At 37.9% G+C, this 13,764-nt stretch carries 10 protein-coding genes and 1 pseudogene; 6 read left to right on the top strand and 5 right to left on the bottom strand.

Features of this window, described 5'->3' with window-relative positions:
• Nucleotides 1–45: 45 nt before the first annotated feature.
• From NPUN_RS24540 to NPUN_RS24530, 3 genes and pseudogenes are all read right to left on the bottom strand, one after another.
• Nucleotides 46–528: an ATP synthase subunit I gene (locus NPUN_RS24540; RefSeq protein ID WP_012411160.1), complete on the bottom strand. Its 483-nt coding sequence runs from the start codon at nucleotides 526–528 to the stop codon at nucleotides 46–48.
• 508 nt (nucleotides 529–1,036) lie between these two features.
• Nucleotides 1,037–2,218 (bottom strand): class I SAM-dependent methyltransferase, encoded by a 1,182-nt coding sequence (locus tag NPUN_RS24535; RefSeq protein ID WP_012411159.1) that lies wholly within the window; start codon nucleotides 2,216–2,218, stop codon nucleotides 1,037–1,039.
• 82 nt (nucleotides 2,219–2,300) lie between these two features.
• Nucleotides 2,301–2,606: pseudogene (locus tag NPUN_RS24530) on the bottom strand (element excision factor XisI family protein).
• A 32-nt stretch (nucleotides 2,607–2,638) separates the two neighbouring features.
• On the opposite strand from NPUN_RS24530, the gene NPUN_RS24525 reads away from it, so the two are divergent.
• Entirely contained in the window at nucleotides 2,639–3,370 is a 732-nt protein-coding gene (locus NPUN_RS24525; protein ID WP_012411157.1) for a 2-phosphosulfolactate phosphatase, read from the top strand.
• Nucleotides 3,371–3,458: 88 nt separating this feature from the next.
• Here NPUN_RS24525 and galE read toward each other — a convergent pair whose 3' ends face one another.
• Together galE and NPUN_RS24515 are read right to left on the bottom strand one after the other, a co-directional pair.
• A complete protein-coding gene (gene galE, locus NPUN_RS24520) occupies nucleotides 3,459–4,475 on the bottom strand; it encodes a UDP-glucose 4-epimerase GalE (protein WP_012411156.1) in 1,017 nt (338 codons plus the stop codon).
• Nucleotides 4,476–4,485: 10 nt separating this feature from the next.
• Nucleotides 4,486–5,898 carry a sugar transferase gene (locus NPUN_RS24515; RefSeq protein ID WP_012411155.1) on the bottom strand — a complete coding sequence of 471 codons (1,413 nt, stop codon included), beginning with the start codon at nucleotides 5,896–5,898 and terminating at the stop codon, nucleotides 4,486–4,488.
• Nucleotides 5,899–6,791: 893 nt separating this feature from the next.
• On the opposite strand from NPUN_RS24515, the gene NPUN_RS24510 reads away from it, so the two are divergent.
• The 5 genes from NPUN_RS24510 to NPUN_RS24490 all read left to right on the top strand — a co-directional run bounded on the left by NPUN_RS24510 (nucleotide 6,792) and on the right by NPUN_RS24490 (nucleotide 13,739).
• The gene (locus NPUN_RS24510; RefSeq protein WP_012411154.1) at nucleotides 6,792–9,002 is read left to right on the top strand and encodes a GumC family protein; all 2,211 of its coding nucleotides are present in this window, start codon (nucleotides 6,792–6,794) and stop codon (nucleotides 9,000–9,002) included.
• Between the two features lie 74 nt (nucleotides 9,003–9,076).
• On the top strand, nucleotides 9,077–10,561 hold the full coding sequence (locus tag NPUN_RS24505) for a lipopolysaccharide biosynthesis protein (protein WP_012411153.1): 1,485 nt from the start codon (nucleotides 9,077–9,079) through the stop codon (nucleotides 10,559–10,561).
• 53 nt (nucleotides 10,562–10,614) lie between these two features.
• Nucleotides 10,615–11,598, top strand: a complete 984-nt coding sequence (locus NPUN_RS24500; RefSeq protein ID WP_012411152.1) for a glycosyltransferase — start codon at nucleotides 10,615–10,617, stop codon at nucleotides 11,596–11,598.
• A gap of 24 nt (nucleotides 11,599–11,622) precedes the next feature.
• Complete coding sequence (locus tag NPUN_RS24495; protein WP_012411151.1) at nucleotides 11,623–12,939, top strand: EpsG family protein; 1,317 nt, start codon at nucleotides 11,623–11,625, stop codon at nucleotides 12,937–12,939.
• Between the two features lie 26 nt (nucleotides 12,940–12,965).
• Nucleotides 12,966–13,739, top strand: a complete 774-nt coding sequence (locus tag NPUN_RS24490; RefSeq protein WP_012411150.1) for a glycosyltransferase — start codon at nucleotides 12,966–12,968, stop codon at nucleotides 13,737–13,739.
• The last annotated feature ends 25 nt before the right edge of the window (nucleotides 13,740–13,764 follow it).

Genomic DNA, 13,764 nt, shown 5'->3' with positions numbered 1-13,764 from the left:
CCAACGAGCGAGGATGGGATTACTATCTTTGTGAGCCTGAACTTTTTAAGAATCAGGAAGGAACGCAATTTGCACCATATAGACGAGGAGCGTGGCTTTGTAAGTTAGAAATCCCAAAAATATGGGCAAAATCTGTAGCTCACGCCATTGAGTTGCTACGATCATGACTCCAATAAACAGAGCAAAACGAGTTTTGCTCAGACTGGCTTTCTCACTACCGAGCTGCTCAACATCTCTAGCCAACATTTTTAAGTAAACCACACCTGTACACGCCCCAATTAAATAATTTAGGGCAATGTTTAAGGAATAAAAAATCCACACAGAGATAAAAATAACCCCCGTCAAGACAAGCGTGATTACCAACAATCGCTGGAAGAGTTGATAAAACTCTTGCATAGAGTTACCTGATTCTGTGTCTCCAGAATCAGTTTTAGCATCTTGTTGCGTTGTCGGAGTGGGCGCAATTGATTCGTCTGACAAGCTCACGAGACTTGAAACCAGTACAGCTAAATTATGATGACTGCACATTCAGTCAGCTGAATCATATCACGATCCGGTAACAATACTTTAGGAAAAAACAATTAACTTCTTGGCAACGTTACACAGTCAGTAAAATCGCGCTTCCAGAAGCGAGAGAGCGGCTGATGATGTAAAAGACTGTGTGGGTGAATAATCAAAATTATCGCTGCCGAAAAATTCAAATTTTCTTCCAATTCCAGCTTTTTTGAGTAGATTATTGTCCTCCAAAGTCTTTACATAGCATCTTGGTGTTTGAAGTAATTGGGTGTCAATAAAATCAACTGGTGCTTGAGGAGTATATGGGCATACCGCAAATCAGAAATCGGAGAGTAGCGGCTTGTCATTAAGCAGCGCACCACTGCTGAATTTCAGAAAACTCCAACTTTTGGGATTTAGAATACCCGTTTGTTGGGCACTTTCCTAATCTACATTAATTTACCAAAAGTGGTGATGGGCGATCGCTCATCACCATAAGTATAAATTGCTTTTATTAAGCCAGTGTTGAATTGGAGGCCGATTAAGCAGGTGCTAATAATATCAGTTGCTGCTGAAGAAGTTTTCTTACTTCATCTAATCCTAGTTGCACATCAGCCAAAATCTCTGCAACCGTTGAATTCGCATCACACTTTTGCATAAATTCAAACTCTGGTTCAGATAAATTAACAATCTGGTAATTGTAGTTAAAGAAGCATTGACTGGGAAATCCTTCAATACAAGGATTAAGTTCGGGAATCGCTGCTAATAAAGCTTTGTCGTCTGACCAGTCAGTTTTAACTAAGGGAGGACGACCAAGGAAAAACTCGTAATGAGTTACTTCTGGATCTAGTAATTCTATCAGGCGATAAAGCTGGCGATCGCTCAATTCTTTTGCCCGTTCTACTAACTCTGGTGCTTTGCTCAAAAGCCTCTCCAAATCCCAGAAACTCGGATTCGAGAAACCTATAAACTCCAATCCCGAAGCATCAATTAATTCAAAAAGCGTCTCTATGTTGTAGTCAATTTCCTGGGGATGAACGTACATATCGGCAAAGTGTTCATCCTTGTGGTTTTCTAATGACCAACGCTGCTTTTCGTATTTGACAATTCGGTTATTTTCTGGTAGGGAAGCAAATATTTGTCGTCCGACTTGGACACCATCGCGGTAGTCGCCTTTTTTGTCACCTTGCAGAAGTGCGATCGCTTTTTGCATGAGTTGAATTTCCCAGCGTCCCAACTCTCCGTACACAAAAATGTGCATCAAGCCGCCTGGGGCTAACTTCTGCGCCAAGGCTTGAATACCGCGAATCGGATCGGAAGTATGGTGCAAAACGCCAACACAGTTTATTAAATCAAACTCACCCGGTAACTGTTCCACATCAAACAAGCTGAGGTGATGAAACTCAACACGGTTAGCACCAGAACGTTGACAACGTTCTTTTGCTACATCTAAAGCCCCAGTACTGAGATCAATCCCCACAACAGAAGCCTGGGGATTGAGATGAACCAGGTACTCTGTACTTACCCCTGTACCGCAACCTGCATCTAAAATCCGAATATCTTGCTTTTGAGGTTTTTGACCTGTGCAGAAGTTATGAGCAGCTAGCCAATTCCAGCGCCAGTTGTAGCCTGGAGGTGGTTCATCCAACAGGGCTTCCGGCGGAAAGGGGTAGGTATTGTAGAGTTTGGCAACAGCAGCACTAACAGTTTGAGAATCGGACATGATGAGGAATAACGCAGCATTTCTGAGTTTAGCGGATAGTGGATGATTAAGGCAAAGATTACTATTGCTTATTTTCTACTACTTATCCAACAGCAAAGTCAGTAAATTCGCGTTTATAAGGAGCATGAAATCCTAATACAATATCTTCTTTAGGTACTCCACCAGCAATTAATTCATTAGCAATACCGATTTATGTACCATCTCTTTGTATCCAAATTTTTTTGTCTTTTATATCAACATGAATGATAACTCCATAAATTCTCCGTTGTTCTTTCCAGCCAAAATTTAAGACTTGATAATGATGGCGTTCTGCGTCAAACAACAATTGAACCTCTGTACCATTAGCCACGTCGTTAGCGGAATGGTTACTTAAAATATCTTGAATGATTTGTTATCATATTGTCTTTTGCGATCGCTCTCATGATTTACAACCAATCAGAGTTTAATTTACGCTGTGAATGGGGTTCACAAGGAGTTGCTGAACTTGCTCCCATTAGTGATGTAGTTGTGATAGTTGATGTTCTCTCTTTTTCTACTTGTGTAGAAATTGCCACCAACAACGGCGCGATAATTTTTCCCTACGCATATAGAGATGAATCAGCCATAGATTATGCCAAGTCAGTACAAGCAGAATTGGCAAGTCATAGACAACGTTGGACTACAACTGGATATTCTCTCTCGCCAAAATCGGTAGCTGAAATTCCTGCTGGAACCAGACTAGTTTTACCATCACCTAATGGTTCATTTCTGACTTTACATACAGGAAATACACTAACTTTGGCTGGTTGCTTGCGAAATTGCCAAGCTGTAGCGCAGTTTGCTCAAAAGTATGGCGACAAAATCGCTGTAATTCCTGCCGGTGAGAGGTGGAAAGAAGATGGTAGTTTACGTCCTGCATTTGAAGATTTGATTGGTGCTGGGGCAATTCTCAGTTATTTAGATGGCAGTCTATCACCAGAAGCTGAAGTGGCTGTGGCAACATTTCAGGCTTTTCAGCAGGATTTACTAGGGTACTTGAAAAAATGCAGTTCGGGTAAAGAGTTGATTGAAAAAGGTTTTGAGTTAGATGTTGAATTATCAGCCGCCTTTAACATAAGTAATTGCGTGCCTTTATTTAAAAATAATGCCTATCTAAACGTGGAAATTTTTTGATTGAGTCAATTATAGGGACACTATATGAGCCGTCGAATTCAAGTTATCTAAATTCCAAAAACAAGGTTAATTAGGTACCAAGTTTTAATTATGCGTATGCCATATTTAGATGCTTTTGTCTTGCCAAGTTACTCTTATGTTTTTCCCAAGTAATAGTTGTATCGATAATTTCGTCTAAATCATTGTGCTTTGGTTGCCAACCCAAAACTCTACGGATTTTATCAGCACAAGCTTCAACACAGGCAGGATCGCCCGGACGACGTGGTGCGGCAATAACGGGAAAATCGACACCAGAAATAGCCTTGACTCTCTCAATAACTTGTCGCACGCTGTATCCTTGCCCATAACCGCAGTTGAAAATTTGGCTTTCACCTCTTTTTTCTAAATAATCCAAAGCATCTAAATGAGCAGTCGCCAAATCCTCTACGTGGATATAGTCTCGGATTGCGGTTCCATCAGGCGTAGGAAAATCAGTACCAAAAATTCGTACTTCTGGCTTACGCTTGAGTGCCGCATCACAAGCAGCCCGAATTAAGTGAGTGGCATTCGGAGACATTTGCCCCAATAGTCCACGTGGTTCAGAACCTGCTACATTAAAGTAACGTAGAATTACGTAGCGCATTGAAGATGCTGCCGCATAGTCCTGGATCAGCCATTCACTCATCAACTTTGAACGCCCGTAAGGATTAATCGGCTGTGTAGGGTTCAACTCAGTAACAGGATTTTCTTCTACTTCCCCATACACTGCGGCTGTGCTGGAAAAAATGAACTTGTTAACACCCATAACGCTACAGCAGCGCAGCAAATTTAAAGTGTTGCGGGTGTTGTTTGCGTAGTAGTCGAGGGGATGAGCTACTGATTCTGGAACAATCAGACTAGCGGCGAAGTGTAAGACTGCGCTGAATTCATGCTGGGCAAAAACTTGATAAAGATGCCCGGTGTCTACTAAATCGCCAATAATTAATTTCCCGTGTAGTACGGATGCTGGTGAACTTGTAGAGCAGTTGTCGTAGACTACGACATCATAACCAGCTTCCCCCAATTGACGAACTACATGGGAGCCAATGTAACCAGCACCGCCAGTTACCAATATTTTCTTTTTCATTTCTTTTTCCTTATCTACCTTTACCTAACAAAACAACTCGAATCGTTTTGAAGGCGATCGCTAAATCCAACCAAATGGAATAATTTTTGATGTAATACAGATCGTAAGAAAGCTTTTCGTAAGCATCTTCGATAGATGCTCCGTATGGATACATAACCTGTGCCCAGCCTGTAATTCCCGGTTTGACCAGATAGCGGACTTCATAGTAGGGAATCGCTTCTTTAAGTTTGACATCAAATTCCGGCCGTTCTGGACGAGGCCCAATCAGACTCATTTCACCCTGTAAGACGTTCCATATTTGGGGTAATTCATCAATACGCAACAAACGTAGCCAGTATCCGATTCTGGTGATCCGTGGATCGCGTTGACTTGCCCATTGTGCCCCAGACTTTTCTGCATCTTGATACATGGAGCGAAATTTATAAACTCTAAATGGTTTACCGTACAACCCACTTCGCTGCTGACTGTACAATACTGGGCCAGGACTATCTAATCTAATTAGTAATGCAACCAACAACAGAAGTGGTGCAACTAATACTAATAAAAAGAGGATCAATATGAGATCGACAACTCGCTTCAGTTTCATACTGAAGTAACCAGGCATTAGGTTAAAACCATCACTAAAAGCCAACCATTTATCTTGTAGCAGCAATGAAGGAAGTTTATACCAAAATGTTTGGTAAACATCCGGCAATGTGTAAACCGGAATTCCTCGCAATCGCATCTGCATTAACTGTTGTGCTTGAGATTTGGAAAAATTTATCTGGGCTGTAACTATAACCCCAGACCAAGATTCTTGACTCCATTGCAACAAATCGCTCAGATTTCCCTGATAACTCAGATTGCTTTTTGGTAAGTCTATGGTTGTTTGATTTTCTTCTGCTAGAACAGTCAACTTTCCTAAAGGATTAAGTACCAGCAATTTCTGTGCAAATTTAATGGCATTATCTTCTGCTCCTAGTATCAACCATCGACTTTTCAAAGCGTGCGATCGCACCCATTTCACTGCTACTACGCGCAATATTACTGCCCAAATGGTAAAGATCCCGATGCTAGGTAAGAAGACGCTCCGCCACGATATTGGGTTATGTTTGCCAATACCTGACAAGTAAATTAGGGCAGAAATAAAGAATGCGATCGCAATGTTACAAACAATAATTCGAGCAGGCGCTCTTAAACCTGCAATTTGCCGATCTGGATGGTACGCATCTGCTAAATAAAGTGCTGCAAGTGTCATGCAGACAAATCCGTAAGGCAATGGATTGAGCCAATGTAAGGGTTGATCTAAACGCAACCATTGTGCGATCGCTAAACAAATGAGCAACCCAAAAATATCCCCTAACAAGAGCAATATCGGTAGGCTGCGGATTATGTTGGGCAACCTAGTATTGGCAGGAGAACTGACATAACTTGTAAGAGTCATTGATTTTTCTGATTCTTCAGTATCCTGGTATTTATTTGTTTGTTAAGGCAGCAAGAGATTCAATGATAGTAGTATAAAAATTTAGCTCTCTTGTTTCAAAGCATACATAGATTGCAAACTTTTGTAATACTCTGTTTTTCAAAAGAATTGGGTATTGAATATATGGACTGGAAGGACAGTTGTCAGTGCGCTTACGTGGCATGTATGTAATACATACATCTTACTAAGGTTAGCTGTCCAAGCTTTATATTTGCATGATGCTATGAATATCGTCAATATAAACTTGAAACTTAATTAACATAAATTTACTTAAAAATACGTATTGACATATAGATATAATTTTGGTAGAAGATTGTTCATTATAGTAAAATCCTGTTAATAAAGCAGTATAAAATATTGAAAATATTAAGGATGCAGTAATCTAATATTCCCTGTTTGCAAGAGTTTACGTTTTTCTCTAGGCGTGATTACTAGTTAAGTCAATAACAGCAGAGCAAGCAAAATCTTTACGTAGTAATACTCGATCAATAAAAATTTTTAAACCATATATACAATTAAGATAGTGATTATTAATTTAGCTTATGTAGTTTTATATACTAGCAAAAAGGTTATGTAAAGGTTAAAGTTTTATTTAATTTAAATACTTATCAAAGTAATATAAAATCTCAGAGAAAGTAGATAAAAAATACCTTGACATTTCGATAATGTTTCTGGGATAAAACTAAAAAGATGTATAGAAAGGAAAGTAATCCAAAAATTATAGAAGAACTAAGTACTTTTTATACAAATAATTTGTAAGTAATTATATTTAAGTATGTTCAAATAACTATTTTGGGCTACCAAAATTTTGAAGCAAAATTAGTAAGTATTTCAGAATATTCGCAATATATTCCATGCCCTCTAACCAAGAAGACCAATCCCCAGATTTGCAACAATACTCGCTGATTGTGAAAAGGCGTTGGCTAGTCATAGCTGCGGTGACTGCCTCTGTTTTTGGACTGTCAGCTTTAATTGCTATCAGACAGAAACCAATTTATGAAGCAGAAGGCAAGTTGCTCTTCAGTAAAACTGACCGCGTTTCTTCGCTGACAAGTCCCTCGGCACAAGTTGGAGAGTTGAGCAGTGTGACTCAACTCAGCAGCCCGTTGGATACAGAAGCAGAGGTAATTCGTTCTAACCCGATAGTTGAAAAAACTATCACTAGTCTCAACTTGGTAGGTAAGCAAGGAACACCCTTAGAAATAGATGAGTTTCTCAAAAAAATCAAAATTAAGAGTGTCCGGGGTACAGATATTTTGGCGATTTCCTACAGCAGTAGCAATCCCAAAGAAGCCGCAGCTGTGGTGAATTTGCTGATGAGATATTACCTGGAGAACAATATTCGCATTAACCAAACCCAAGCGACAGTGGCACAGAGGTTTTTGAGCAAGCAATTGCCTGAAGTTGAAGCAAGGGTAGTCAAATCAGAGGCAGCTTTGCGTCGGTTTAAAGAAGAAAATCGGGTAATTGCCTTAGACCAAGAAGCGGCAAAAGGAGTTGACAGACTCGCGGATTTATCAGACCAGATTACCCAAGCTCAGGCAAATTTAACGGATGCTGAGACTCGCTCACAACTTCTGGAACATCAATTGAGATTGAATTCGCAGCAGGCTGTGGATATGGGGAATTTAACTCAATCAAAAGCTGTGCAGGAGGTATTAACAGAATACCAGCAGGTGCAAAATCAGTTAGCAGTAGAACAGACTCGCTATACAGACAAACATCCTGCGATCGCTAATTTATTAGCAAAAGAAGCAGCCCTGAAAAAGCAGCTAGAGACTCGAATTTTTGAGAATGCAGGCAGAGAAAAATCTGTACCAGCGCAGAATTTAGGGATGGGAGAACTCAAGCAGACTCTACTGGCCCAACTGGTACAGTCGGATGTAGAACGGTCAGCATTAACTAACCGAGTTACAGTTTTGCAGAATGCATACGCACTTTCCCAAAGACGATTGAGTGTCTTACCCCAACTGCAAGAAAAACAGCAGCAGCTAGAGCGACAGTTGCAAGTAGCGAGGTCTACCTATGAAGAACTGCTGAAGCGATCGCAAGAAGTCGAAGTAGTAGTAAATCAGAATGTCGGTAACGCCAGGGTAGTATCTGCGGCTTTACTTCCTAAAAAAGCTGTTTCTCCCAAAATTGCCCTTTACCTGGCGATAGGTGGATTTGTAGGAATTTTGCTGGGTGTAGGGTTAGCTCTGATGTTAGAGGCTATGGATCAATCCCTCAAAACTCTTGAGCAAGCCCAGCAGTTATTAGGTTATCCTTTACTCGGTACGATTCCTCACTTGGGTCAAAAAGCTAAAAATGGTGGGGAAGCTTTAGTTGAACTGCCAGTAAGAGATAATCCATATTCGGGAGCAAGTTCAGCCTTTGAGATGCTTCAGACAAACCTGGATTTTACCATCTCTGATAAACCACTAAAAGTAATTGCCGTAGTTAGTTCAACTCCAGGTGAAGGCAGATCATTTGTAGCAGCGAATCTGGCAGTAGCTAAGGCACACATGGGACGCAGAATCCTATTAGTAGATGCGGATATGCGTCACTCCTGCCAACAAGAAATTTGGAAATTATCTAACCCAGCCGGACTAAGTAATGTTTTAGTTGGACAAGCCGAGTTTCGCCGCACTACTCAAGAAGTATTAGTTAATTTGGATCTACTGACGGCTGGGACAATTCCACCGAACCCCGCAGCATTGCTAGATTCACAGCGCATGGCTTTGTTAATTCAAGAGGCAGCCAAAGACTATGATTGTGTCATTATTGATACTCCTGCCTTGAGTTTGTTTGGTGATGCACTGATGCTGGGCAAGATGGCAGATGGGATATTGCTAGTTGTACGTCTTGGAGTGCTTGATTGTGCTGTTGCTAAGAGTACGAAGATGATGCTTGAGCAAGCGCGATCGCGTGTTTTGGGAATGGTGATGAATGGAGTTACTGCTGATAATGGTTTTATTTACTACAGCCAGAAGGGTTATTACAACAAAAATAGCAGCGATGCCTACGGCGGTAAGCTACGGAATGGTAAGGGTGAACTGAAGTTTCCCAATATACGCATTTCCTAATCCCTTGATGGCGATTTAACTTAACTATTTTAGTATTTTTGCGGTAATGCTTGTATTAAAAGAGAATATTTTTGGTGAAAAATAGCTTACTTAAGAACGGTTTTTACAACTCAATAACAGGATTAATCAAAATAGGGCTAGGCATACTAATTATCCCTATACTAATTCGCCTGTTGGGAATTGAAGAGTATGGACTATGGACTCTAGCTTCTGCTGTGGTGGTAATGGTTACTTTAGCTGAAGCAGGTCTTTCCACAGCCACAACTGTATTTGTTTCCCAAGACTTAGGAAAGAAAGATGTTGATGGCCTATCGCAAACCTTGACTGTAACTTTTGGGGCGATGCTGATATTGGCAACTTTAGCAGTAATTGTTCTTTGGATGGGTGCTGAACCGATTATGAATTTATTTCCTAAATTGGGTCAGTTACAACAGTTAAAAGTTATACAGGCTATCCAAATTGGGGGGTTGGTAGTAGCAGCGCGATTACTGCAACAAATTTTGATTGGTGTCGAACAAGCCCATCAGCGCTATGACTTGATGAATGTGTTAAATACAATGCAGTCCGTGCTACTCAATGTCGGAATGTTGATTGTAGTTTTGTTAGGAGGTCGCACAGTCGAGTTAATGCAATGGCAGGCTGGAATCGGTGTAGTGAGTTTGTTCAGTCATATATGGGTAGTGCGATCGATACTCCAAAATATGAACCTGCGTCTAAGTTGGAATCAACACAAAGCAGTAGCAGTAGGAAGCTACAGCTTAATGATGTGGTTAAATACATTGGGAAGTGTGCTTTTTAGTAGAGGCGATCGGCTAATTGTCGGTAGCTTGTTAGGTACCCAGGTGCTTGGAGTCTATGCAGGTATTACTGATATCACCGCACAAATCAACTCATTTTCTGCATTACCTGTACAACCTTTACTTCCAACTTTAAGCAATCTAATTGGACAGCAGAATGTTAATTATCATCAACTAGAACAGCAACTTAAACAAGCTACCCAAATCAATGGATTAGTTGCTTTAGGAATGGGAGCAACTCTCATAACACTTTCTCCATTAATTCTCAAACTATTATTTCCTGAGCAAACTGCAAGTCAATACTTCATTACCTTTTGTATTGCAACAGGAATTTACGCACTTTATTCATGTCATGCTGTCGGCTACTATTCTTTGTTAGGAACAAATGCAGTTAAGGCTTGTGCATTGATTCAGTTGCTAGGCAGTTTTTCGTCACTAGGATTAATTGCTATTGGTGCTTATAACTTTAGTTTAACAGGAGCAATTATAGGTAATTTGGGATATCTCACAACCTTTTTGGTAACTGTATTTGGAATGAAACGTTTATCTGTTTCTTATACTCTCTGGTTTCAATGGTTATGGTTCCCATTAATTTGGTTTTTTATAGTTGTGTTATTAAACTTTCAGCTTCCAAACGATTATCTAGTAAGATGTATTATATGTTCGATACAAATAGCTATTTTAATGGCATGGTTCGCTATTAGTAATAACTACAGTTTTTCAGCTATCAAAAAATATATCGCCGCTAAAAATAAGCTTTAGAGTTATATTTTTCAAATAAGTTTCAATTAAAAAACTAATTTAGGGTTGGATTCATGGATATAATAATTTGTACTTATAACAACGCTAATTTGCTAGATCGTGTTCTTACAGCCCTTTCTTTATCAAAAGTATCTCCTAGCTATCAATGGACAGTTTTAGTTGTAGATAATAACTGTACAGATAATACTAGTGCTGTTGTTGAAAAACATATTAATTTACAAATAATACCCGGCTTGCGTAGGATAGTAGAGCAAAAACAAGGATTAACTCACGCCCGTTTATGTGGAATTAAAAATACAACTAGTAAATGGCTTGCTTTTGTTGATGATGATTGCCTTTTATCAGAAAACTGGATAGATAAAGCAATACAATTTGCTGTATCTCATCCAAATTGTGGTGCTTTTGGTGGCAAAGTAGTTCTCGATTGGGAAATAACTCCTTCCCCCATCCTTGTCAAACATTCAGGTAAATATGCTGCCTATGAGCGCGGCGAAACTTCAAAACAGTTAAATCGGCGTAATTACCAGATTCCAGGTGCAGGTTTAGTTCTTCGTAGAACTGCCCTTGAGGAAAGTGGCTGGTTAGATAAACAATTACTCAACGATAGAGAAGCAAAAAAGCTAAGTGCAGGAGGAGATTCTGAGATAGTTTTACGAATTCTGAATGCAGGTTATCAACTTTGGTATACGCCTGATTGTGTGCTGCACCATTTTATCTCCACAAAGCGCATATCAGAAACTTATCTTTTTAACTTAATGTATGGTTTTGGTGCCGCAGCTCCTTACATTGCTGCTATGCGTTGGAACCGTTCTTATTATATTTGGTTGCTTGTATCTATTCTCCGAATTTTTAAGGGATTTTTGCAAATAATTGTTTGCTATGTTAAAGCTTCAATTAATCCGAACAATAAAGCAGAAGCATTGATCATGTGGAATTGGACTAAAGGTCAAATTTATAGTTTATTTACTATTATCAGTATGGATAGAGAAGAACATATAATCTGGTTAGGTTTATTTCAAAAAACTTTGATTACCTAAATTACCTAAATATATAATTAGAGAATGGATTTTAATTTATCAAGTGTCCAAACCAACTATCAAAAGTATTTTTTATTATTTGTTGGAATAATTATATGGCTAAACATTCCGATAATTGGAGTTTTACCACTAGTTTTATTTGTATTTCTCAATAGAAACTCAAAATCTTATAGCATAGACAGCTTACTCAATAATTCTATACTTGTGCTAGTTGCAGTCACCATCGCTCTTTTCTGTTGTCTTATAGATATTCAAGCTGATACCGAGCAATATTTAATAGCGTATCGAGATTGTAATGGTAATAATCCTGTAGAATGTTTTCAATCAGCCAATTTCCCATTTGAACCAGGTTTTTATTTTCTTGCTTCTATATTATTTATTATTTGTAATGGTTCAGATACCGGCTTCTTATTATTTTGGTCTTTTATTATTAATCTTCTAACATTTTTCGTAATCTGTAAGGGATTTTCAAAAAACTATTATGCTTTACTGATATTTTTTATTTTACTAAATCCGGCATTTTATCTTCAAGCATTTATAATGCGCCAATTCATGTCTAGTACTTTTTTTCTGTGTGCATTAGTTTCTACAAAAAATAAGGTTATTTGTATATTATTTTTGTTTTTGAGTATTATAAATCATTACTCGATAATCCTTTATTTACCTATAATAATTATGCAATTTCTTGATGTAAATAGCTTATTAAAAGATAAAAACTTTCATAAAATTAGTGTTTTACTTAAATATATCAGTATCACTTTATTTGTATTTGGATTAATATATTCTGTTAATCAAGCTACTATTGCATCTATCTTTGATAAAATTAGTAGTATTCCCCAACTTAGTTTCTTAGCCGCTAAAAGTGCATTTTTTGTAAAAAACCAATTAGCTAGTATAGGTTTTCTAGCTCATTTAGTGCTTATAGTATTTCTTGGTTATTTTTATATAAATCTCTCACGAGATAATTACATTGAGACAACTTCAAATTCTAGCCTTACTTCAGAAGAAAAACGTTTAGACTTAAGTATGTTATGTCTTTATGCGTTGCAGTCAATTTTATTCCTATTCACCCGTAATCTTGATTACCTTCCTTTGAGATTGAGTCTTATACTTCTATCCTTTTTAGGAATTTTCTTCTATTTACCTTTAGAAAGAAGGAGTAACCTTAAACCACCAATAAAGTTTTTGTCTATGCTTACTTTAGTTACGTTATTGTTTAGTTACTTTATTTATTTTTTACAAGCTAACTCTCGTGCAAATCCTACATTTAATTACTTAGAAGGTCATATATTTACATCATCTATTATAGATTATATTGATCTCGCTATTTCTCGATGGTAAATAGCTCACTCTAAGTTTAAAAAATCATGAATAACCTAATTCAAGTTGACGTAATTACTCTAACAAAAAATTCTTCCAATTGTATACTTAAAACTTTAGATAGTGTTAGTATGCAAGATTACAAATATATAAACCACATTATTATTGATGGAAATTCTACAGACGAAACAGTTTTCATTATTAATCAATATAATCATGAAAAAAAAGTAAATATGTTCCAGCAAAATGGTATTGGGATTGCTAATGCTTTTAACGTGGGATTAATGAAATCATCAGGTAATCTATTGATTTTTTTAAATTCTGGAGATACTTTAGTTAATAAAGGCGTAATTACTAAAATTGTAGATTCTTATATAAAACAAAAGTGGCTTTGGGCATTTGGGGAAACTATCTCTTTGAGCCGTAAACAATACTTAAAAAGACATATTAAGCAGTATAGCCATTGGGATCAAAACTTATTTTTACCTCGCAATCCTATCTGTCACCAGTCTACTATTTTCTCACAAAAACTTCTCCAGGAAGTCGGCTTATATGATGAGCGGCTAACTTTAGAAATGGATTATGATTTTAATATTAGAGCCTCTTTGATTGCTCAACCATACCTGCTCTATTTTCCAATTTCTTACTATGACACGACAGGTGTATCTTCTATAAAAGTCTTTAAACATTATAAGATACACAGAGAGTTACGTAAGAAATACTTTACACTATCTCCTATTAATAGCTTCAAAACTGATAGTTTGTGTTTTTTAAAAGCATGTATGCGCTTTATGATGATCCCGATGAAAATCTTCTTGTAATTTAATTTTTTATTTATCCAAAGTA

It is taken from the genome of Nostoc punctiforme PCC 73102, from assembly GCF_000020025.1.
Classification (GTDB): domain Bacteria; phylum Cyanobacteriota; class Cyanobacteriia; order Cyanobacteriales; family Nostocaceae; genus Nostoc; species Nostoc punctiforme.
Note: the sequence above shows the minus strand (reverse complement) of the source record. Positions and strands in the feature narration are given on the sequence as shown.

Excerpts from the sequence above, each read along its gene's own strand:
- NPUN_RS24525 (WP_012411157.1), top strand. The coding sequence starts at position 2,639 with ATGATTTACAACCAATCAGAGTTTAATTTACGCTGTGAATGGGGTTCA.
- NPUN_RS24490 (WP_012411150.1), top strand. The coding sequence starts at position 12,966 with ATGAATAACCTAATTCAAGTTGACGTAATTACTCTAACAAAAAATTCT.
- NPUN_RS24540 (WP_012411160.1), bottom strand. The coding sequence starts at position 528 with ATGTGCAGTCATCATAATTTAGCTGTACTGGTTTCAAGTCTCGTGAGC.
- NPUN_RS24515 (WP_012411155.1), bottom strand. The coding sequence starts at position 5,898 with ATGACTCTTACAAGTTATGTCAGTTCTCCTGCCAATACTAGGTTGCCC.
- NPUN_RS24510 (WP_012411154.1), top strand. The coding sequence starts at position 6,792 with ATGCCCTCTAACCAAGAAGACCAATCCCCAGATTTGCAACAATACTCG.
- NPUN_RS24500 (WP_012411152.1), top strand. The coding sequence starts at position 10,615 with ATGGATATAATAATTTGTACTTATAACAACGCTAATTTGCTAGATCGT.
- NPUN_RS24495 (WP_012411151.1), top strand. The coding sequence starts at position 11,623 with ATGGATTTTAATTTATCAAGTGTCCAAACCAACTATCAAAAGTATTTT.
- NPUN_RS24535 (WP_012411159.1), bottom strand. The coding sequence starts at position 2,218 with ATGTCCGATTCTCAAACTGTTAGTGCTGCTGTTGCCAAACTCTACAAT.
- galE (WP_012411156.1), bottom strand. The coding sequence starts at position 4,475 with ATGAAAAAGAAAATATTGGTAACTGGCGGTGCTGGTTACATTGGCTCC.